This window comes from Streptomyces sp. NPDC052043 (assembly GCF_044548235.1).
Taxonomy (GTDB): Bacteria; Actinomycetota; Actinomycetes; order Streptomycetales; family Streptomycetaceae; genus Streptomyces.
Genome location: NZ_JBIUBT010000012.1, coordinates 171725 through 190675, shown reverse-complemented (window position 1 = coordinate 190675; position 18951 = coordinate 171725). Strand labels below are relative to the sequence as shown.

Below are 18951 nucleotides of genomic sequence, written 5' to 3'. Positions count from 1 at the left end.
CCCACCGGCCCGTCTCGCTTGCACGCGGAGGAACCGCCACGAGGCTCCGCCCCGGACCCCGACGGGTCCAGGGCGGAGGTTCCCTGTGACGGCTCCCTCAGTCCGCGTTCACGCCGCGAGCGCGTGGCCCGGGTGCAGGACCACCTTGGTGTAGCCCTCGATCCGCTTGTCGAACTTCTGGTACGCCTCGGGTGCCTGGTCCAGCGGCAGCTCGTGGGAGACCACGAAGCTGGGCTTGGCGCGCCCGGCCATGATCAGATCGCGCAGCTGGCGGTTGTACTGCTTCACGTTGCACTGACCGGTGCCCATCTGCTGACCCTTCTCGAACATCTTGCCGATGGAGACCAGCAGCTGGCCGTGCTTGGCGTGCTCGTCGGGTCCGCCCGGGTCGGAGGGTACGTAGAGCCCCGGTATGCCGAGCAGGCCGGTGGGCCGTACCGTCTCGACGAGCGTGTTGAGGACGACGGCGGGCTCCTCGTGGCTGACGTCCTTGTGCGACTGGGCCTGGTAGCCGACGGCGTCCACACCCTTGTCGGTGCCCTCGCCGTTGGTCTGCTCCATGATCTGCTCGGTCGGGTCGCCCCTGGTGAAGTCGATGGGGATGGCCCCGATCTCCTCCGCCTTGGCGAGCCGCTCGGGCACCCGGTCGACCGTGAACACCTTCGACGCGCCGCGCAGCAGGGCCGAGTAGGCGGCCATCAGGCCCACCGGTCCGGCGCCGAAGACGGCGACGGACTCACCGGGCGACACCTTGGCGAGTTCGCAGCCGTGGTAGCCGGTCGGGAAGATGTCGGCGAGCAGCACGAAGTCGGTCTCGAACTCGTCGCCCGGCGGCAGCTTCAGGCAGTTGAAGTCGGCGAACGGCACACGCAGCCGCTCGGCCTGGCCGCCGGTGTAGGGGCCCATCGCCACGTATCCGTAGGCGCCTCCGGCGAAGCCGGGGTTCACCGTCAGGCAGAACCCGGTCTTCCCGGCGAGGCAGTTCTTGCAGAACCCGCAGGCCACGTTGAACGGCATCACGACCCGGTCGCCCGGGGACAGCGACGTCACGCCGTCACCGATCTCCTCGACGATGCCGAGGTTCTCGTGGCCGAAGACGATGCCCGCCTCGGCGGCCGTGCGGCCCTCGTACATGTGCAGGTCGGACCCGCAGATCGCGGTGGACGTGACCCGTACGATCACATCGTTGGGGTGCTGGATCTGGGGATCGTCGACGTCCCTCACCATGACGTTGAAGGGCTTTTCGTAGACGACGGCTTTCACCTGGGTCACCTCCGCGTCGAACGCTGGACGACGGCGGCGACCACGGGTCGGTGCCGGGGGACACCCACTGCGAGGATGACACGCGAAGGCGGGGGCGTCGGTCCTCCCGGGCCCCGGGCGTTCTCGCTGCACCGCCGGACACTTCCAGCGTCCGCCCGTGCGACGGGGACCGCAACCGCGCCGGTGTCACACCTGGACGATCGGCTCCCGGGTGAACAGCGCACCCAGAGCGGGCGCGTTGACGCGGCGGTCGGCGAGCCGCAGCGCCTCCCAGACGCTCACCTGGTTCGCCGTGAGGACCGGCTTGCCGAGGTGCTTCTCCAGGGCGGGCAGGTGGGACGCCGTGTGCAGGGCGGTGGCGGGCAGCAGGACCGCGTCCGCCTCGGGGACGTCCGCCTCCCGCGCCAGGGCCAGGATCTCCGCCTCGCCCCAGGTGGCCACCTCGGCCGCGGTGCCGATCCCGGCGCTGCGGGCGGCGGCCACCTCGATCTGCCCGGCGTGCAGGAAGTCCGTGAACAGGGCGGTGACGTCCTTGGGATAGGTGGCCGCGACCGCGACCCGGCGGACGCCGAGCTCGGTTGCCGCGTGCACGAAGGCGAAGGAGGTGGAGGAGGCCGGCATGCCCGCCGTCCGGGCCAGCGCGCGGACCTGTTCGTGCGCGCCCTGCCAGCCGCGTACGAAGCTGCCGCCGGTGCACGCCCACACCACCGTCTCCGCGCCGGACAGCCGCAGCCCCTGCACGCCCCGCGCGAGCCGCTCGGGGGCGCCCGTCTCGTACAGCGCGTCGACCCGGTGCGCGTCCTCACCGATGTCGGTGTGGACCAGGTCCACCCGGATGTCGCTGCCCAGGAGCTGCTCGATGCGCGGATAGTCGTCCTCTGCGGAGTGGCCCGGGTAGAGGAATCCGAGTGCGGTCATGGCCTGCCTTCCTGCTGTTCGTCGGACCGTACGGGCCGGGCGCCGCCGACACCCGGTCGCGGCGCGGGCCGCGCGGGCGGCACACCGGCCGGCAGCGCCCGGTACGGCCCCACGGGCTCGGGTACCCAGCCGGCGCGGCACAGCCCACATCGTGACCTGGTTGGCGGAGATCACCGGGGTGCGCGGTTCCGCCTCCGGCCACGGGACCTGCCTCACGCGGGGGAGACGGGAGGGCGGCACTGACGGCGGGTGAACGACACGGTGGGGCCACGGAGAGCAACCGTCCGTACGGGCGGCCGTGTTGACGAGGGGGGATTCGGGTGCGAGCGTGGTCCATCCGTGCACGTCGGACGGCCGCCCCTTACGAGAAACGGCTCGCCATGAGTGTCCCCGTCCTTCTCGTCCTGCTCGTCCTGGACGCCGATCCGCCGCCACGTCTGGGCCGGCTCACCGGCCGCGCCAGGATCGTGCGCACGGACGCGGCCGGGCTGGCCGCGCGCCTGCCCGGGGCGGATGTGCTGCTCGTGTGGGACTTCACCTCCACCGCGGTGCGGGAGGCCTGGCCGGGCGGGGGACCGCGGCCGCGCTGGGTGCACACGGCGAGCGCGGGCGTGGACCATCTGATGTGCCCCGAGCTGGCGGCGTCCGCCACGGTGGTGACCAACGCGCGGGGCGTGTTCGACGAGCCGATCGCCGAGTACGTCGCCGCGCTCGTCCTCGCCCTGGCCAAGGACCTGCCGCGAACCCTGGAGTTCCAGCGCGAGGGGCGGTGGCGGCACCGCGAGTCGCGGCGGCTGGCCGGTACGCGCGCGTGTGTCGTGGGCTCCGGGCCGATCGGCCGGGCGATCGCCCGCACGCTGGGCGCGCTGGGGGTGCGGGCGGCGGTCGTCGGCCGCGCCGCGCGCACCGGAGTGCACGGCCCCAAGGACCTGGACCGGCTCGTCGCCCGCGCCGACTGGGTGATCGCGGCGGCCCCGCTGACCGAGGAGACCCGCGGCATGTTCGACGCCCGCAGGTTCGGCCTCATGCAGCCCTCGGCGTGCTTCGTCAACGTCGGCCGGGGGCAGCTCGTCGACGAGGAGGCGCTCGTCCGGGCGCTCACGGACGGCTGGATCGCGGGCGCCGCCCTGGACGTCTTCAGGGACGAACCCCTCACCCCCGACAGCCCGTTGTGGCGGGTGCCCGGTCTGGTCGTGTCCCCGCACATGAGCGGTGACACGGTCGGCTGGAGGGACGAGCTGGCGGCCCAGTTCGTCGATCTGTACGGCCGCTGGGAGGCGGGCGAGCCGCTGCCGAACGTCGTCGACAAACGGCGCGGGTACGTACCGGGACACTGACCCCTGTCTGGAGGCGCGATGACCGAGCTCACCGAGCTGACCGCGGGAGAACTGCTCGACGGCTACAGGAAGGGCGAGTTCAGCCCCGTGGAGGCCACCCGGGCGGCGCTGGAACGGGCCGAGCGGATCCAGCCGGAGGTGAACGCGTTCGTCCGGATCACCGCCGAGGACGCCCTGGCGCGGGCCCGCGAGTCGGAGGACCGGTGGCGGCGCGGAAGGCCCGCGGGACGGCTGGACGGGGTGCCGGTCACCGTCAAGGACATCCTGCTGCTGCGCGGCCACCCGACCCTGCGCGGTTCCAGGACCGTGCCGGAGGAGGGGCGTTGGGACGAGGACGCCCCCTCGGTGGCCCGGCTGCGCGAGCACGGCGCGGTCTTCCTCGGCAAGACCACGACGCCCGAGTTCGGCTGGAAGGGCGTCACGGACTCCCCGCTGACCGGCGTCACCCGCAACCCCCACGACCCGGCCCGCACCGCCGGCGGCTCCAGCGGTGGCAGCGCGGCGGCCGTGGCGCTCGGCGCGGGCCCGCTGTCCCTGGGCACGGACGGCGGCGGCAGTGTGCGCATCCCGGCCGCGCTGTGCGGGATCTTCGGGCTGAAGCCGACGTACGGCCGGGTCCCGCTGTATCCGCCGAGCGCCTTCGGCACGCTGTCGCACGTGGGTCCGATGGCCCGGGACGCGGCGGACGCGGCGCTGCTGCTCGACGTGATCGGGGTGCCCGACGCGCGGGACTGGTCGGCGCTGGGCCCGGCCCCCGGCTCGTTCACGGAGGGCCTGGCCGGCGGGGTGCGGGGGCTGCGGGTCGCCTACTCGCCGTCCCTGGGCGGCCAGGTGCCGGTGCGCCCGGCGGTCGCCACGGCGGTGCGCCGGGCGGTGGCGGGTCTTGCGGACCTCGGCGCGTACGTCACCGAGAACGACCCGGACTTCGCCGATCCGGTGGACGCCTTCCACACCCTGTGGTTCAGCGGCGCGGCCCGTGCCGTCCAGCATCTGGGGCCCAGCCGACGGGAGTTGCTCGACCCCGGGCTGCGGGAGATCTGCGCGGCCGGCGCCCGGCTGTCGGCGCTCGACTACCTGGCCGCCGTAAACGTCCGCGCCGAACTCGGCCGCGTCATGGGCCACTTCCACGAGAGCTTCGACCTGCTGGTCACGCCGACCCTGCCGATCACGGCGTTCGAGGCGGGCGCGGAGGTGCCGAAGGGCTCGGGGCACCGGCGCTGGACCGGGTGGACGCCGTTCACGTACCCGTTCAACATGACCCAGCAGCCGGCGGCGTCCGTGCCGGTGGGCGGGGACGAGGACGGGCTGCCGGTCGGCCTCCAGATCGTGGCCGCGCGGCACCGCGACGACCTGGTGCTGCGGGCGGCCCACGCGCTGTACGAAGCAGGGGTGGCGACCCGGCTCACGCCCGCCGGAACGTGAGGATCTCCCCCGCCGCGCCACGCTCGTGGAGCAGGGCGAGGTCCACGACCCGTCGGCCCGGAGGCACCGGAGTTCACACCCGCCCCGCGTCTCGCCGGCCGGACACGGAACGGTCTCCGCCCGGACACCGTTGGATCACATCCCCCAGTCCACCCGCATAGACCACGGAGATCGGGCAGGCGCCACCACTATCCGCGAAGGGCCCGAGCCGACGAGGCTCTCTTGGAGGGTGAGTGTCCATGTCCGAGTTCCCCAACCTGTCCCGCCGGGGCTTTCTGACCAGAGCCGCGACCGTGGGCGGCATGCTCGCCGTCCCCGGGCTGCTGGCCGCGTGCAGCAAGACGGACAGCGGCGACGGCAAGGGCTCGAAGCTGGAACAGCTGAGGAAGCAGGGCTATGTGAAGGTGGCCTACGCCAACGAGGCCCCGTACGGCTTCGAGGAGGGCGGGCAGCTCAAGGGCGAGGCGCCGACGCTGCACCGGGAGATCTTCAAGGCCCTGGGCGTGGACGAGCTGAAGCCGACCTTCTCCGAGTGGGACGGTCTGATCCCCGGGCTCCAGGCCGGCAAGTACGACGTGATCAGCGCGGGCATGGCCATCATCCCGGAGCGCTGCCAGAAGGCTCTGTTCTCCGAGCCGGAGTTCGTCTCGCCCACCGCGATGATGGTGAAGAAGGGCAACCCGAAGAAGCTGACGGACCTCGCCTCCGCCAAGGCGGCCGGGGCCACCGTGGGCGTGATGTCGGGCGCGGTGGAGAAGGGCTACGTCACCGCCGCCGGCATCTCCGAGAGCGGCATCCGCACGCTCCAGAAGCCGCAGGACGGCGCGGACGCGGTCGCCCAGGGCAGGGTCGACGCCTTCGTGCTGACGGGCATCTCACTGCGCTGGCTGGCCAGGACCAACCCGAAGGTGGAGGTCACCGAGTCCTTCGTGCCGGTGGTCGACGGCGTGCGGCAGTACAGCCCGGGCGGCGCCGTCTTCCGCAAGAACGACGAGGAACTCCGGGACGCCTTCAACGAGCAGCTGAAGAAGATCACCTCGGATCCGGACCGGTACGTGCAGCTCGTCGGGGAGTACGGGTTCGGCAAGGACACCATCCCGCCGGCGGACCTGAAGACCGTCGACCTGTGCAAGGGCTGACGGGGACGCCTGTCCATGGGTGACTTCTACACGTACTTCTTCGACCACATCTCCACCGTGTGGTCGGGGCTCCTGGTGACGGTCGAGGCCACGGTCTTCGGCTCGGCCGTCGCGCTCGCCCTGTCCTTCGTGTTCGGCTTCGCGGCGGGCAGCAGGTTCCTGCTCGCGCGCGGCGCCTCACGGGTGGTCGTGGAATTCCTCCGCGGCACCTCGCTGTACGTTCAGCTGTTCTGGCTGTACTACGCCTTCCCGCTGCTGTCCGGGTACGAGCTGTCGCCGCTGTTCTGCGGTGTGGTGGCGTTCGGCATGAACTACGGCGCCTACGGCTCCGAGGTGGTGCGCGGCGCGCTGAACGCCGTGCCCAGGGCGCAGTGGGAGGCCGCCGTCGCGTTGAACATGACGCCCCTGCAACGCATGCGCCGGGTGATACTGCCGCAGGCGTGGGTGCAGATGATCCCCTCGTTCACGAACCTGCTGATCCAGTTGCTGAAGTGCACCCCGCTGCTGTGGCTGATCTCCGCGGCGGACCTGACGACGGTGGTCCAGCAGATGCGTGACCGCACCGGTGCGACCACCTGGGCCTATCTGACCCTGCTGGTGATCTACTTCGTCCTCGCCTACGCGCTGACCCTGCTGATGAACGCCCTGGAGCGGCACGCCAAGTCCCGGCTCGGCCTGCGCACGGACCGCCGCTCGCTGCTGCGCCGCCGCGGATCCGAACCGGCGCGCGAACCCGAGATGGCGGGAGGTGCCTCGTGAGCTACGACTGGGACTGGGGCGCGGTCCGCGACTCGCTGCCGCTGCTGTGGCACGGCTTTCTGACCACGCTGCTGGCCACGGTCCTGGGCACGGCGGTGGCCGCCGTCCTCGGCCTGCTGGTGGCCGTGGCCGGGCGGGTGCCGAGCCGGCTGGTCACCGTGCCGGTGCGGGTGGTCACCGAGTTCGTGCGGTCCACCCCGCTGCTGGTGCAGCTGGTCGGTGCCTACGCGGTCTTCAACACGGTGGACCCGCTGACCATCGGCGTCGCGGTGCTCGGTATCCACTACGCCTCCTACCTGTCGGAGGTGTACCGGGCGGGCATCGACGCCGTGTCGAAGGGCCAGTGGGAGGCCTGCCGGGCGCTGTCCCTGTCGCCGCGCCGCACCTGGCAGGCGGTGATCCTGCCGCAGGCGGTGCGCAAGGTGCTGCCGGCGCTGGGCAACTACGGCGTCTCGATGTTCAAGGAGACCCCGTTCCTGGCCGTCATCACGGTCCAGGAGATGGTCGCCAAGGCCCGCGAGTACGGCGCGGACCACTTCACCTACGCCGAGACGTTCACCCTCGCAGGCCTGTTCTTCCTGGCGGCAAGCTATCCGACCTCGCTTCTGATGAGAAAGCTGGAGAAGCGCCTTGGCCACTGACCCTTTGCAGAAGACGCCGCCGCAGGCGCCCGAGAACGTGACGCCCGACGCGCCGCCCGCGGACCTGGTGCGCTTCGACCGGGTGGTCAAGCGCTTCGGTGATCATGTCGTGCTCGACCAGCTGGACTTCGCCGTCCAGCGCGGGGAGCACGTGACGCTGATCGGACCGAGCGGCTCGGGGAAGACGACCATCCTGCGGCTGCTGATGACGCTGGAGCGCGTCAGCGACGGCGTGATCCACGTGGACGGCGAGCCGCTGTCCCACATGCCAGGACCGGACGGGACCCTGCGCCCGGCGAACGAGAAGCACCTGCGCCGGATCCGCAGGAAGATCGGGATGGTCTTCCAGCAGTTCAACCTGTTCCCGAACATGAAGGTGCTCCAGAACATCACGGAGGCGCCCGTCAACGTGCTCGGGCTCGGCCGCGAGGAGGCGGAGCAGCGGGCACGGGAGCTCCTCGACCTCGTCGGACTCGCGGACAAGATCGACGCCCATCCGTCGCAGCTGTCCGGCGGCCAGCAGCAGCGGGTGGCGATCGCCCGGGCGCTCGCGATGCGGCCGGAGATCCTGCTCCTCGACGAGGTGACCTCGGCCCTGGACCCGGAGCTGGTGGCCGGTGTGCTCGACCTGCTGCGGGAGATCGCGCGCACCACCGACATCACGCTGCTGTGCGTGACCCACGAGATGAGCTTCGCCCGGGACATCTCCGACCAGGTGATGATGTTCGACTCGGGCCGGGTCATCGAGTCCGGACCGCCCCAGAAGCTCTTCGGCGATCCCGACCACGAGCGCACCCGGGAGTTCCTGAGCGCCGTTCTGTAGGGGGCCTCCGGGGGCGCCGGCGGCCTTCCGGGCCACCCCGGCGACCCCGGCCCCACCGGGGTGGTCGAAGCACCCCCGAGGACCGGGTAGTATTTTCTTCGTCGCCGACCGCGGGAAGCGGACGGCGGGAGTCATGCGCCGCTAGCTCAGTTGGTTAGAGCAGCTGACTCTTAATCAGCGGGTCCGGGGTTCGAGTCCCTGGCGGCGCACAGATGAAGGGCCCCTCGTGATCACGAGGGGCCCTTCGGCGTGTTCCGGTGGCTCCGGGGAGGCCCGGAGCCGCGCTCAGAACGTGACGTCGGAGCAGGCGTAGAACGCGTTGCCCGTGTCGGCGACCGTCCAGACCGCGAGGATGACGTGGTGGCCGCTCAGCCCGGTGGGCAGGGTGCCGCTGTGACTGAGGGTGGCCGGCGGCTGCTTTCCGCCGTAGGGCACGGTCAGGAACGGGGTCGTGTTGAGGTCGGAGCGGGTCAGGGCGTGGTTCTCGTTCCAGCCCTGCTTGGTCACGTAGTACGAGAAGTCCGACGTGGCGTGCATGGCCGTGAACTGCCAGCGGAAGGTGTAGCTCTGGCCGCCGACGACCTTGGTGGTCGGCCAGGCGCCGCCCGAGGGGGTCTTGGGGCTGTCGAGCTGGCTGAACCGGGTGTTGTTCCCGGAGCAGAGCCGCCCGTCGGCCGGCCCGGAGGCCGGGAAGCCCTTCGGGCCCTCGACGCTCTGCGGCTCCCACTGGATGTCGCCGCAGTTGGCGACGGTCCCGTTGGCGCAGAGTTTCTGCCGGCTGATGGGCAGGTCGGTGTAGCCGTGGCTGCTCGCGCCGCCGGTGGAGAGCACGAAGGCTCCGGCGGTCGTGAGGCCGAGCACGGCTGCGGAGATCTTTGCCTTGGTGCGCATACTGCCGCTCCTGGAGACGTGGGGGAGATTCAGTGAGCTGTGCAGGTCTAGACCAAGCTCAGGCTAGGGCCGCCACTTGAACATGTCCAGACCAAAGACACGCCCTCCCCCACCCCCCGTCACGGCCCCGGTTCCCGGCCTCCCGCGCAGAAGGCCACCGTCAAGTCCCGTACCAGCAGCTTGCGTTCGTAGTCGTCGAGGTCGACAAGACCCCGCGCGGTCAACCGGGTCACCGTGTCCTCCACCGAGTCCACCACCGAGGTCAGCCGGCTCGCCCGGTGCCGCGCGTCCAGGGCGTCGAGGCTGCGCCGGTGCACGGCGGCGGCGACCTCCGGCGGGTACTCGGCCCGGACCGGCTGGACCGAGAACACCTCGAGACCGACCGGCGCCACCTCCCGCGCCACCAGGCGGGTCAGCGTCTCCGCGGCGGCCGTCGCCCCCTGCGCGTCGTCCGGCGGGTCCACCGGCACCCGGGCCAGCGCCGCCTCGACGCACTCGCGCAGGTACGTCTCGTGGTCGTCGATCCCGAGCGTGGCCCGCGCGACGTCCCGCACCCGCCACACCACCAGCACCACCACCCGCAGCGCGACCCCGCCCGCGTCGGCGGCCGGCATCGGCTCGCTGCGCCAGTGCCGCAGCCTGACGTCGATCCGGCGGCGCGGCATCAGCGGGTTGAGCCACAGCAGCCCGGTGCGCCGGACGGTCCCGCGGTAGCGGCCGAACAGGCCGAGCACCCAGGCCCGCCCGGTCCGGCCGCGGGCCAGCCCGCCGAAGCCGAACAGGGCGAGCGCCCCCGCCCCGGCGTACGCGGCCCACTGCGGCCCGCCGAGTCCGGCGCCCGCGGACGCCGGCAGCCCCAGCAGCCGTGCGGCGAGGTCCGGCAGCGCCCCGGCCCACCACGAGGTGAGCACACAGCCCGCCGTCCCGCAGGCCCCGGCCAGCAGCCCGGCCGCCCCGGGCAGCGCCCGCACCGGGCGCTCCAGCAGGTCGGGGTCCATCTCCGGTACCGGGCCGGCCGGCGCGGGCACCCGGTGACCGCTCACCGGCCCCGGCTGCTCGCCGGCACCTCTCCCGCCACCCTCCACCGCGGGCACCACCGGCAGCGGGATCGTGTCGGGGCCGTCGCGGAACAGCAGATGGACGGGGATCTCGGTGGTGGCCTCGTTCTGGATGAGCCGGGGGACGCTGCGGGCCGCCCGGACGTCCGGGGCGATCACCGCCTCGCGGCCCTCGGATTCGGGTGTGGAAAACGTGGTCGTACTCATACCTGCCTCCAGCCTCCGCGCCAGATGGTTCAGACGTTCGTACGGTGGGTCGGCGGCCCCGGCGGGGCCGCTCTCATGCGAAGAGCCGGCGCCAGGTCTCGGGCCCCGGCAGCCCGTCCGCCGCGCCGCCCCGCCAGCCCTGGGCGCGCTGGAAGGCCTCGACGGCCCGCCGGTCCGCGTCCGACCAGCGCGACCCCGGCCCGTTCGGGTAGAACCGGCCGTACCCCTTCTTCACCAGCTGCCGGCCCAGCTCGGTGACGTACCGGTTGTCGGCGCCGGGCCGGAACATCCCCCGGCCCGGATAGCCGGGCACCCCGTGCGAGGCGGGGGCCGCGGCCTTGATGTCCTTGCCCTTCCCGGTCACCAGGAGCTGCCACGTCCGGGGCCCGGGCAGCCCGTCCGCGGCCGCCCCGGTCCAGCCCTGGGCCCGCTGGAAGGCCTGGGTGGCCCGCCGGTCCGCGTCCGTCCACCGCGGGCCGGGCCCCTTGGCGTAGTAGGAGGCGCCGCCACGGGCGACGAGCATCCGGCCCAGCCGGGTGACATGGGGGTTGTTGGCGCCGGGGCCGAAGTACGTCGCTCCCGGGTACGGCGCGGGCGACGCCGCGAGGGGACCGACCGCGCCCCGGGTCAGGCCCTTGTAGCGGTAGGGGACGTACCGCTTGGAGTTGGTCCAGTAGGCGTACGGAGTGGCCCTGCGGCGGGTGTGCGGCGGTGCCTGCTCGTAGGCGATGTAGGTGGTGTGCCGGTTGTCGGTCCAGCCGCCGAAGAGCACCACGTGCGAGCCCCTCTGAGGGTTGACGGGGTTGTGGAAGAGCAGGATGTCGCCGGGTTGGAGCTGCCCCTTGGTGATCCGCACCGCGTACCGGCCCAGGCTGCCGGTCCACTCGTTGCGCGGCAGGTCCCAGGCCATCGAGACGAAGCCCGAGCAGTCCTGGCGGTATCCGTCGCGCCAGTAGCGGCTCATGCTGTACGGCACCCGGGCGTCCAGCCACTTCTTGGCCCGGCTGACGATCTTCGACCGCGTGGCGGCAACGATCGCGGCGTGCTCCCCCACCTTGGTCGGGCCGCCGTGCCCGAACAGCGCGCCCACGTCGCCCTGCGGCGTCTCGGACTCGCCGACCCGGGGCTGGTCGGCCGGCGCCCCGGGCGGCCGTCCGGCGGTGCGGGTGGCCGCCGCCGCCGGTACCGCCTGACCCGCGCCGAGGACCGCGGCGGTGACGGCCGCCACGACCAGCGCGCGGTGCGCGGCGGCCGCACGGGCCGGGGGGCGGGCGGCCGGGGAGCAGGACGGGCCACACCCGCGCACGCACCCGGGGCAGTCGCAGTCGCTCGCGGGATCGATTTCCTCGAACACCGGAGACTCCATGCGATCTTCCTCACACTTGATAGTACATATCCGGATCTGTGCACGTTGATCATTGCCACAACTGTCCACCCGACGCGAATATTGACGGTCCGAATGATGTACGGGACGCCTCCACCGCCCCCGCGCCCACGCACGGTGGGCCGGGAGAGCCCCGGAGATCATGTAAAGTGAGCGATGTCAGTAGGCGCCGCTAGCTCAGTTGGTTAGAGCAGCTGACTCTTAATCAGCGGGTCCGGGGTTCGAGTCCCTGGCGGCGCACCACGACGAAGGCGAGCCCGGTCCACAGGACCGGGCTCGCCTTCTTTGTTCGGGGGTTTCCTCCCGCCCCGACTGAACACCCCCGCCGCCCCGGCCGTACAGAAGAGCAGGGCGGCGCACCCCTTGGGCGCCCATTTCCGCAATACGCACACATGACCGGTAAACTCCGGCTTTCGCGTCTTGCGATCATGCTGGACGCCGTAGAACCCTGGAGGCCAAACTGCCGCCCTTTGGCGGCACTTGGGGGGAGTAGGGGATCTTGGGGGGTGTTGGGGGGTTGTAGCAGCCGGTTGCCCGGCCGCGCGGGGAGTCGCAGATCCCCCGCGTCGACGGCCGCCACGGGGGGCAGCCATGCAACCGGCGGGCCGCGATGCCATGTCTTCGAGGTGGGACCGACCTGGAGGCGCGCGGCCGGCACGCAGACGTCTGCGCAGGGGCCGAGGGGGCCTCGAACAGACGAAGGAACCGACGAACGCGCGCTCGCATGCGTGTGGGGGGGATGAGTCATGACGTCGACGCCGACGGGCGCCCGGCACGAATCCGATCCTTCTGAGACGACCCGGCTACGGGTTCCGGGACACCGCACCAGCACCACGGGGACGTTCCGCAGAATCAGGAAGTCCCTGCCGAAATACGACTACGAGCACTACAGCCGGCTCGCCGGCCCCCTCACCGAACCCGACCCGGACCAGCCGTACACGGTGCGGTACCGCTCGCTGATCTCGCAGGAGCCGCACCGCGTCCGGGTCGCGCTGATGCTCGCGGCCGCGCCGCTGCTGTCGCTGGTCCTGCTGGCCTGGCTGCTCCAGCCCAAGCACTGGACCGAACGCGACTACCCGGCCTACGACTTCCTGCCGGCCCTCGACATCGTGATGCTGGTCTCGATCGGCCTGATCGAGTTCTTCCGCTGCATGAACGTATTGTCCAACGCGCACGCCACCCTCGTCGCCCGGGACCCGGTCCCGGTGGTGCCGCAGACCGGCAGGCGGGTCGCGTTCCTGACCTCCTTCGTGCCCGGCAAGGAGCCGCTGGAGATGGTGACCAGGACCCTGGAGGCCGCCGTACGGCTGCGCCACCGGGGCCTGCTGCACGTCTGGCTGCTCGACGAAGGCGACGACCCCGAGGTGAAGGCGGTCTGCGCGCGCCTGGGCGTGCACCACTTCAGCCGCAAGGGCGTCGCACGCTGGAACCAGGCCAAGGGCCCGCACCGCGCCAGGACCAAGCACGGCAACTACAACGCCTGGCTCCAGGCGCACGGCGACGAGTACGACTTCTTCGCCTCCGTCGACACCGACCACGTGCCGCTGCCCAACTACCTGGAGCGGATGCTCGGGTACTTCCGCGACCCCGATGTCGGCTTCGTGATCGGCCCGCAGGTCTACGGCAACTACGACACGTTCGTCACCAAGGCGGCCGAGTCGCAGCAGTTCCTCTTCCACGCGCTGATCCAGCGGGCCGGCAACCGCTACGGCGCGCCCATGTTCGTCGGCACCTCCAACGCCGTGCGGATCAAGGCGCTGAAGCAGATCGGCGGCCTGTACGACTCGATCACCGAGGACATGGCCACCGGCTTCGAGATGCACCGCGCCAAGAACCCGGCGACCGGCCGCAAGTGGAAGTCGGTGTACACCCCGGACGTGCTCGCGGTCGGCGAGGGCCCGAACGCCTGGACGGACTTCTTCACCCAGCAGCTGCGCTGGTCGCGGGGGACCTACGAGACGATCCTCAAGCAGTACTGGAAGGGCTTCGGCACCCTGCCGCCGGGCCGGCTCTTCAACTACACGATGATGATCATCTTCTATCCGATGTCCGCCCTCAACTGGATCCTGGCGGCGCTGAGCTGCGCGCTGTTCCTGGGTCTTGGCGCCTCGGGCGTCAACATCGACCCGACCGTGTGGCTGATGCTGTACGGCAACGCCTCGGCGCTCCAGATCGGCCTGTACGTGTGGAACCGCCGGCACAACGTCTCCCCGCACGAGCCGGAGGGCTCCGGAGGGGTGGCCGGCATGGTGATGTCGGCGCTGTCGGCGCCGGTCTACGCACGCTCGCTGATGGACGCCGTGCTGCGGCGCGGGAGCAGCTTCGTGGTGACCCCGAAGGGCCAGTCGGCCAGCCCCGACACGCTGTTCGGGACGTTCCGCATCCACTGGTTCTTCATCCTGGTCTTCGGCGGCTCGCTCGTCGCGGGGTTCGCCCTGGGGCACTCCCACCCGGCGATGATCACCTGGGCCACGTTCGCCATGCTCGTCACCGCCGCGCCGATCCTCGCCTGGCGGTGGTCGCTGCGCCGGGAGCGGAAGCAGCGGGCGTCCGCGGCCGCCGCGCCGGAGCCGCGGGACACGGTCCCGGCGCATCCGCACCGGGCGCACACACCGGCCCGGGGGACGCCGGTCGGAACGGACGGAGCACACGGCGCACACGGCGCAGAAGGAACGACGGGCGAGCACACCATGCAGATCGCCCTCGGTGGACTGGGGGGACGTAAGGAATGAGGGAGCAGGCCGGCCTCCGCCGCGCCCGACGGCTCGGGATCGGCGCGGTGGTGGTACTCGCCCTGGCCGGGATGAACGGGCCGTGGCTCTACCGCTTCGGCACGGAGCGCTATCACGAGTACAAGATCAACAGACCCGAGTACAAGGCCGAGAACGGCCACTGGGAGATCGTCGAGTTCCCGACGGAGTACCGGCAGAACACCATCCACGCCGTGCTGCTGCACACGGGCAAGGTGCTGATGGTCGCCGGCTCGGGCAACAACAAGGAGAACTTCGACGCCCGGCGGTTCGACAGCCGCATCTGGGACCCTGTCAAGGGCACCGTCAAGAAGGTGCCCACGCCCGAGGACCTGTTCTGCACGGGCCACACCCAGCTCGCCGACGGCAACATCCTGATCGCCGGCGGCACCAAGCGGTACGAGAAGCTCAGGGGCGACGTCACCAAGGCCGGCGGCCTGATGATCGTCCACAACGAGAACCCGGACAAGCCGATCACGCTGCCCGCGGGAACGAGGTTCACCGGCAGGGAGAACGACAAGACGTTCGTCTCCAAGGACCCGGTGCTGGTGCCGCGCGCCAGGAAGAACTTCGACAAGGCCGGCAGGTTCCTGGGCAACACCCCGGGCCTGGGCCGCATCTACGTCGAGGCGCAGAAGAGCGGCGCCCGGCACGAGACCGGCGCCCAGGACAACTACCGGATCCAGGGCCTGTCCGGCGTCGACACCCGCAACACCTACGGCATCGCGGAGAAGCTCGCCCTGGACAAGAAGGACTTCCAGGGGATCCGGGACGCCTACGAGTTCGACCCGGTCGCCGAGAAGTACATCAAGGTCGACCCGATGAACGAGGCGCGCTGGTACCCGACGCTCGCCACCCTGAGCGACGGGAGGATCCTCAGCGTCTCCGGGCTCGACGACATCGGCCAGCTCGTCCCGGGCAAGAACGAGGTCTTCGACCCCGCGACCAGGAAGTGGACGTACACGCCGAAGATCCGTCAGTTCCCGACCTATCCGGCGCTGTTCCTGCTCCAGAGCGGCAGGCTGTTCTACTCCGGCTCCAACGCGGGCTACGGACCGGCCGACGTGGGCCGCGACCCGGGCCTCTGGGACGTGGACAGCAACGCGTTCACGAAGCTGCCCGGCCTGAGCGACGCGCGGATGATGGAGACCTCCGGCACGGTCCTGCTGCCGCCCGCGCAGGACGAGCGGTTCATGGTGATCGGCGGCGGCGGGGTCGGCGAGTCCCCGCTGGCCAGCGTCAAGACCCGCGTCATCGACCTGAAGGCGAAGAACCCGCGCTTCACGGACGGTCCGACGCTGGAGAAGGGCACCCGCTACCCGCAGTCCTCGATCCTGCCCGACGACTCCGTCCTGGTCTCGGGCGGCTCCGAGGACTACCGGGGCCGCGGCGACTCCAACATCCTCCAGGCCCGGCTCTACGCGCCGGGGACCAACACCTTCAAACGGGTGGCCGACCCGCTGGTGGGCCGCAACTACCACGCCGGCTCGATCCTGCTGCCGGACGGCCGGGTGATGTTCTTCGGCTCCGACTCGCTGTACGGCGACAAGGCCAACACCAAGCCCGGCACGTTCGAGCAGCGCGTCGAGATCTACACACCGCCGTACCTGTTCCGGGACGCGCGGCCCTCCCTGTCGAGCGGCCCGCGGACCATCGCCCGGGGCGGCTCCGGCACGTTCACCTCGCAGCACGCGGGCACGGTCAAGAAGGTCCGGCTGATCCGCCCGAGCGCCTCCACGCACGTCACGGACGTCGACCAGCGCTCGATCGCGCTGGACTTCACCAGGTCCGGGGACACGATCACGGTGACGGTTCCCAAGAACCGGAACCTGGTGCAGTCGGGGTGGTACATGCTGTTCGTCGACGACGACCAGGGGACGCCGAGCAAGGCGCAGTGGGTGAAGGTCCCTTAGCGGGGGACGGGTCCCAGGAGCGGGCTCGGGACCTCGTGTACGTGGGGGCGCCCTCCTTCAGGGGGCGCCCCCACGTCACGTCCCGCCGCCTCTACCTGCCGGCCTTGGCCAGCTTCAGCGCGTAGTCGGCCCACCAGTCCCCCGCCTTCGGGCCGCCCTTGCAGGTGCCGTCGGACTCGCCGGGCCGCTTGACCCACAGGTAGGCGTCGGCCAGCGGGTCGGCCGTCGTGGTCGTGGGGGTCTCGCCCAGGGCCCGGCCGGGCGGGTTGCACCAGCGCTCGCCCGGATCCCCGCCGTCGTAGGGGCCGTTGCCGTTGCGGCTGGTGTCGACGACGAAGTGCGTGCCGCCGAGCCTGGCGGACAACTGCCTGCCGTAGGCGAGGGAGTCCTGGGTGGAGTAGAAGTTGGAGACGTTGACCGCGAAGCCGTCGGCGCGGTCCGCGCCCGCGCGCCGCAGCGGCTCGAAGATCTGGTCGGGGTGGCCCCAGCCCGCGTTGCCCGCGTCCACGTACACCTTGGTGTGCTTCAGGGACTTGAGCCGTTCGACCGCGCCCTCGAGCAGGTCGTAGCGCTCCTCGCGGAGCTCCTCCGGGGTGCAGCCGTCCACCAGGTGCAGCAGGGCGTCCGGTTCCAGGACCACCGTGGCCGGGCGGTCGCCGATGCCCCGGGCCACGCCGTCCACCCAGGCGCGGTAGGCGTCCCCGTCGGCGGCGCCGCCCTGCGAGTACTGGCCGCAGTCGCGGTGCGGGATGTTGTAGAGGACGAGCAGCGCGGTGCGGCCCGCCTTGTCGGCGGCCTCGGTGAAGCCGCGGGCCTCCTGCTCGGGGTTCTCCGGGCCGATCCACTCGCCGGTCGGCTGCCCGGCGATCTTCCGGATCTGCTCGGCGTCGGCCTTCCGCCCGGCCTTGAGGTAGGCGGCGACCTGCCGGGCCGCCCTGCTGTCCGGGTTGACCCAGAACGGGTCCGCCTCCTTGGGCTGTTGGGTGAGCCCGGCGCCGTCGTCCTTCCCACCGTCCCCGGTGGTGCACCCGGCGGCCAGCAGTGCCGCCCCCAGCACCACCGCGGACGCCCGGACCCCCGCCGCACGGGCACGCGAGAGGGTCCCTCTCCTGCCGTACATGCCTTCCCCCCTGGTGCACTTGGCCAGATCCCATGCTGTCACAGGTCACCGGTCGCCCGAGGCCGCAAAGTCCCATGAGGAGCGGTTTGTCGAGGGGGCGGGAGGAGGCGGAGGAACGGGCGATGCCGACGGGTCGGTGGACTCACGGGCCAGTGCCGGTGCCCGTGAGGTGTGCCGACACGATCACGTTCGCGGTGCAGACGCGGCTCGCCGGGGCGGTGGTGCCGCCGCAGCCGATCAGCCGCAGTTCGGCGCGGCCCTGCTGCCGTGCCCCGGACGCCTGCCGGACGTCGAGGCGGTCGTGGGGCAGGACCTCGACGCCGTCGACGGTGAAGTCGGCGACGCTGCCGTCGTCCCGGACCACCCGGACCGCCTGACCTGGCCGCAGCGAACCGATCCGGTCGAACGCTCCTGGCCGGCTCCCGGCGCCTGGGTCACCCACCAGGAGCGCGGTCCCGGGCGCCCCCGGCTTCACCCCGGCGCCGTACCAGCCGACCGCGCCGGCCTGGTCCGCGGGCGGTGGTTGGACCGCGCCCCGCGCGTCCAGGCCGCGGGGCACCACCTGCGCCCGCACCCCCAGGTCGGGGATGTCCAGGCGCCGCGGCGAGGCGTCGGCCGACGGCTCGGCCGCGGAGGGCCGGCCGGCCGCGGCCATGTCCCCGGTGGCCGACGGGGCCAGGGACTCCCGTACGTCGGTCAGGTCGCGCCCCCACAGCCACAGCCCGAGCAGCAGCACCACCCAGGCCAGGCCGGCCAGGAGGCGGCCGGTGCAGCGGGAGCGGGTGCCGTCGTGGTCGGACATGCCGATCCCGCCCTCAGCTCGGTCCGCGGCCGCGGCGGCCGGGCCGGTCGTCCTCGCAGCCGGTCGCACCGCGCGCCCGGGGAAGGAGGACGACGGCCGCCCCGGCGGCACCCGCGAGCATCAGCTCGGTCACCGCGTGCGCCGCGCCGGGCGCGGGTGGACGAGCGGGCGCGGAGGCGGGGGCCGCGTCCTCCCGGGGGGCCCGGGTGGCCGGCACGAAAAGTGTGGGCGGCGTGGGTGGCGGACTGGCGGAAGCGGACGCCGTGGGCGGCTTCGACGGCGCCGCGGGGGCGAGGGTGCCCGGGGCCGCCGGCGTACCGGGCACGACCGGACCGCCCGAGCCCGTTCCGTCCACCCTGTCGGCCGCGGGGACGAGGGCGGCGGCCGCCAGAAGTCCCGTGCAGAGTGTGAGGCGCCAAGGACCCATCGTGAAACCTCCACCCTCAGGAGACTCCCGGCGGTCCCGGGCCGCATCCGCTGCGGAAGCGCGCTGCTCCGAACGGGTGAGAAGAGGGTGGAGGAAG

The 18951-nt window shown here is 71.9% G+C and carries 16 protein-coding genes and 2 tRNA genes; 10 read left to right on the top strand and 8 right to left on the bottom strand.

What is annotated here, in order from left to right:
* Nucleotides 1-108 precede the first annotated feature (108 nt).
* On the bottom strand, nucleotides 109-1263 hold the full coding sequence (locus ACIHCX_RS28220) for a glutathione-independent formaldehyde dehydrogenase (RefSeq protein ID WP_400034271.1): 1155 nt from the start codon (nucleotides 1261-1263) through the stop codon (nucleotides 109-111).
* A 186-nt stretch (nucleotides 1264-1449) separates the two neighbouring features.
* Complete coding sequence (locus tag ACIHCX_RS28215) at nucleotides 1450-2181, bottom strand: decarboxylase (protein WP_400034269.1); 732 nt, start codon at nucleotides 2179-2181, stop codon at nucleotides 1450-1452.
* 380 nt (nucleotides 2182-2561) lie between these two features.
* On the opposite strand from ACIHCX_RS28215, the gene ACIHCX_RS28210 reads away from it, so the two are divergent.
* The 7 genes from ACIHCX_RS28210 (at nucleotide 2562) to ACIHCX_RS28180 (ending at nucleotide 8511) form a co-directional block, all read left to right on the top strand.
* Complete coding sequence (locus ACIHCX_RS28210) at nucleotides 2562-3518, top strand: D-2-hydroxyacid dehydrogenase (RefSeq protein ID WP_400034267.1); 957 nt, start codon at nucleotides 2562-2564, stop codon at nucleotides 3516-3518.
* An 18-nt stretch (nucleotides 3519-3536) separates the two neighbouring features.
* Nucleotides 3537-4940 carry an amidase gene (locus ACIHCX_RS28205; protein ID WP_400034265.1) on the top strand — a complete coding sequence of 468 codons (1404 nt, stop codon included), beginning with the start codon at nucleotides 3537-3539 and terminating at the stop codon, nucleotides 4938-4940.
* A 239-nt stretch (nucleotides 4941-5179) separates the two neighbouring features.
* On the top strand, nucleotides 5180-6079 hold the full coding sequence (gene ehuB, locus ACIHCX_RS28200; RefSeq protein WP_400034263.1) for an ectoine/hydroxyectoine ABC transporter substrate-binding protein EhuB: 900 nt from the start codon (nucleotides 5180-5182) through the stop codon (nucleotides 6077-6079).
* A gap of 15 nt (nucleotides 6080-6094) precedes the next feature.
* Nucleotides 6095-6838, top strand: a complete 744-nt coding sequence (gene ehuC, locus ACIHCX_RS28195; protein WP_400034261.1) for an ectoine/hydroxyectoine ABC transporter permease subunit EhuC — start codon at nucleotides 6095-6097, stop codon at nucleotides 6836-6838.
* Nucleotides 6835-7479: an ectoine/hydroxyectoine ABC transporter permease subunit EhuD gene (gene ehuD, locus ACIHCX_RS28190; protein WP_400034259.1), complete on the top strand. Its 645-nt coding sequence runs from the start codon at nucleotides 6835-6837 to the stop codon at nucleotides 7477-7479. Before ehuC ends, ehuD begins: the two co-directional genes overlap by 4 nt.
* A complete protein-coding gene (gene ehuA / locus ACIHCX_RS28185) occupies nucleotides 7469-8302 on the top strand; it encodes an ectoine/hydroxyectoine ABC transporter ATP-binding protein EhuA (RefSeq protein ID WP_400034257.1) in 834 nt (277 codons plus the stop codon). The genes ehuD and ehuA overlap by 11 nt, the downstream gene beginning before the upstream one ends.
* Nucleotides 8303-8437: 135 nt before the next feature.
* Nucleotides 8438-8511: transfer RNA gene (locus ACIHCX_RS28180), tRNA-Lys, on the top strand.
* A 76-nt stretch (nucleotides 8512-8587) separates the two neighbouring features.
* On the opposite strand, the gene ACIHCX_RS28175 is transcribed toward ACIHCX_RS28180, so the two are convergent.
* The 3 genes from ACIHCX_RS28175 to ACIHCX_RS28165 all read right to left on the bottom strand — a co-directional run bounded on the left by ACIHCX_RS28175 (nucleotide 8588) and on the right by ACIHCX_RS28165 (nucleotide 11824).
* Entirely contained in the window at nucleotides 8588-9193 is a 606-nt protein-coding gene (locus tag ACIHCX_RS28175; RefSeq protein ID WP_400034255.1) for a lytic polysaccharide monooxygenase, read from the bottom strand.
* Nucleotides 9194-9312: 119 nt separating this feature from the next.
* Nucleotides 9313-10458 (bottom strand): SPFH domain-containing protein, encoded by a 1146-nt coding sequence (locus ACIHCX_RS28170; RefSeq protein WP_400034253.1) that lies wholly within the window; start codon nucleotides 10456-10458, stop codon nucleotides 9313-9315.
* A 73-nt stretch (nucleotides 10459-10531) separates the two neighbouring features.
* The gene (locus ACIHCX_RS28165; protein ID WP_400034251.1) at nucleotides 10532-11824 is read right to left on the bottom strand and encodes a peptidoglycan-binding protein; all 1293 of its coding nucleotides are present in this window, start codon (nucleotides 11822-11824) and stop codon (nucleotides 10532-10534) included.
* Nucleotides 11825-12008: 184 nt separating this feature from the next.
* Here ACIHCX_RS28165 and ACIHCX_RS28160 point away from each other — a divergent pair.
* The 3 genes from ACIHCX_RS28160 to ACIHCX_RS28150 all read left to right on the top strand — a co-directional run bounded on the left by ACIHCX_RS28160 (nucleotide 12009) and on the right by ACIHCX_RS28150 (nucleotide 16505).
* A tRNA-Lys gene (locus ACIHCX_RS28160) sits at nucleotides 12009-12085 on the top strand.
* Between the two features lie 503 nt (nucleotides 12086-12588).
* On the top strand, nucleotides 12589-14574 hold the full coding sequence (locus ACIHCX_RS28155; protein ID WP_400034249.1) for a glycosyltransferase family 2 protein: 1986 nt from the start codon (nucleotides 12589-12591) through the stop codon (nucleotides 14572-14574).
* Nucleotides 14571-16505 (top strand): galactose oxidase-like domain-containing protein, encoded by a 1935-nt coding sequence (locus ACIHCX_RS28150; RefSeq protein WP_400034247.1) that lies wholly within the window; start codon nucleotides 14571-14573, stop codon nucleotides 16503-16505. The genes ACIHCX_RS28155 and ACIHCX_RS28150 overlap by 4 nt, the downstream gene beginning before the upstream one ends.
* A 91-nt stretch (nucleotides 16506-16596) precedes the next feature.
* Here the strand turns inward: ACIHCX_RS28150 and ACIHCX_RS28145 are convergent, their stop codons facing one another.
* The 3 genes from ACIHCX_RS28145 to ACIHCX_RS28135 form a co-directional block, all read right to left on the bottom strand.
* Entirely contained in the window at nucleotides 16597-17625 is a 1029-nt protein-coding gene (locus tag ACIHCX_RS28145; RefSeq protein WP_400034245.1) for a glycoside hydrolase family 6 protein, read from the bottom strand.
* 142 nt (nucleotides 17626-17767) lie between these two features.
* Complete coding sequence (locus ACIHCX_RS28140) at nucleotides 17768-18427, bottom strand: sortase domain-bontaining protein (protein WP_400034243.1); 660 nt, start codon at nucleotides 18425-18427, stop codon at nucleotides 17768-17770.
* A gap of 13 nt (nucleotides 18428-18440) precedes the next feature.
* On the bottom strand, nucleotides 18441-18644 hold the full coding sequence (locus tag ACIHCX_RS28135; protein ID WP_400034241.1) for a hypothetical protein: 204 nt from the start codon (nucleotides 18642-18644) through the stop codon (nucleotides 18441-18443).
* Nucleotides 18645-18951: the final 307 nt, after the last annotated feature.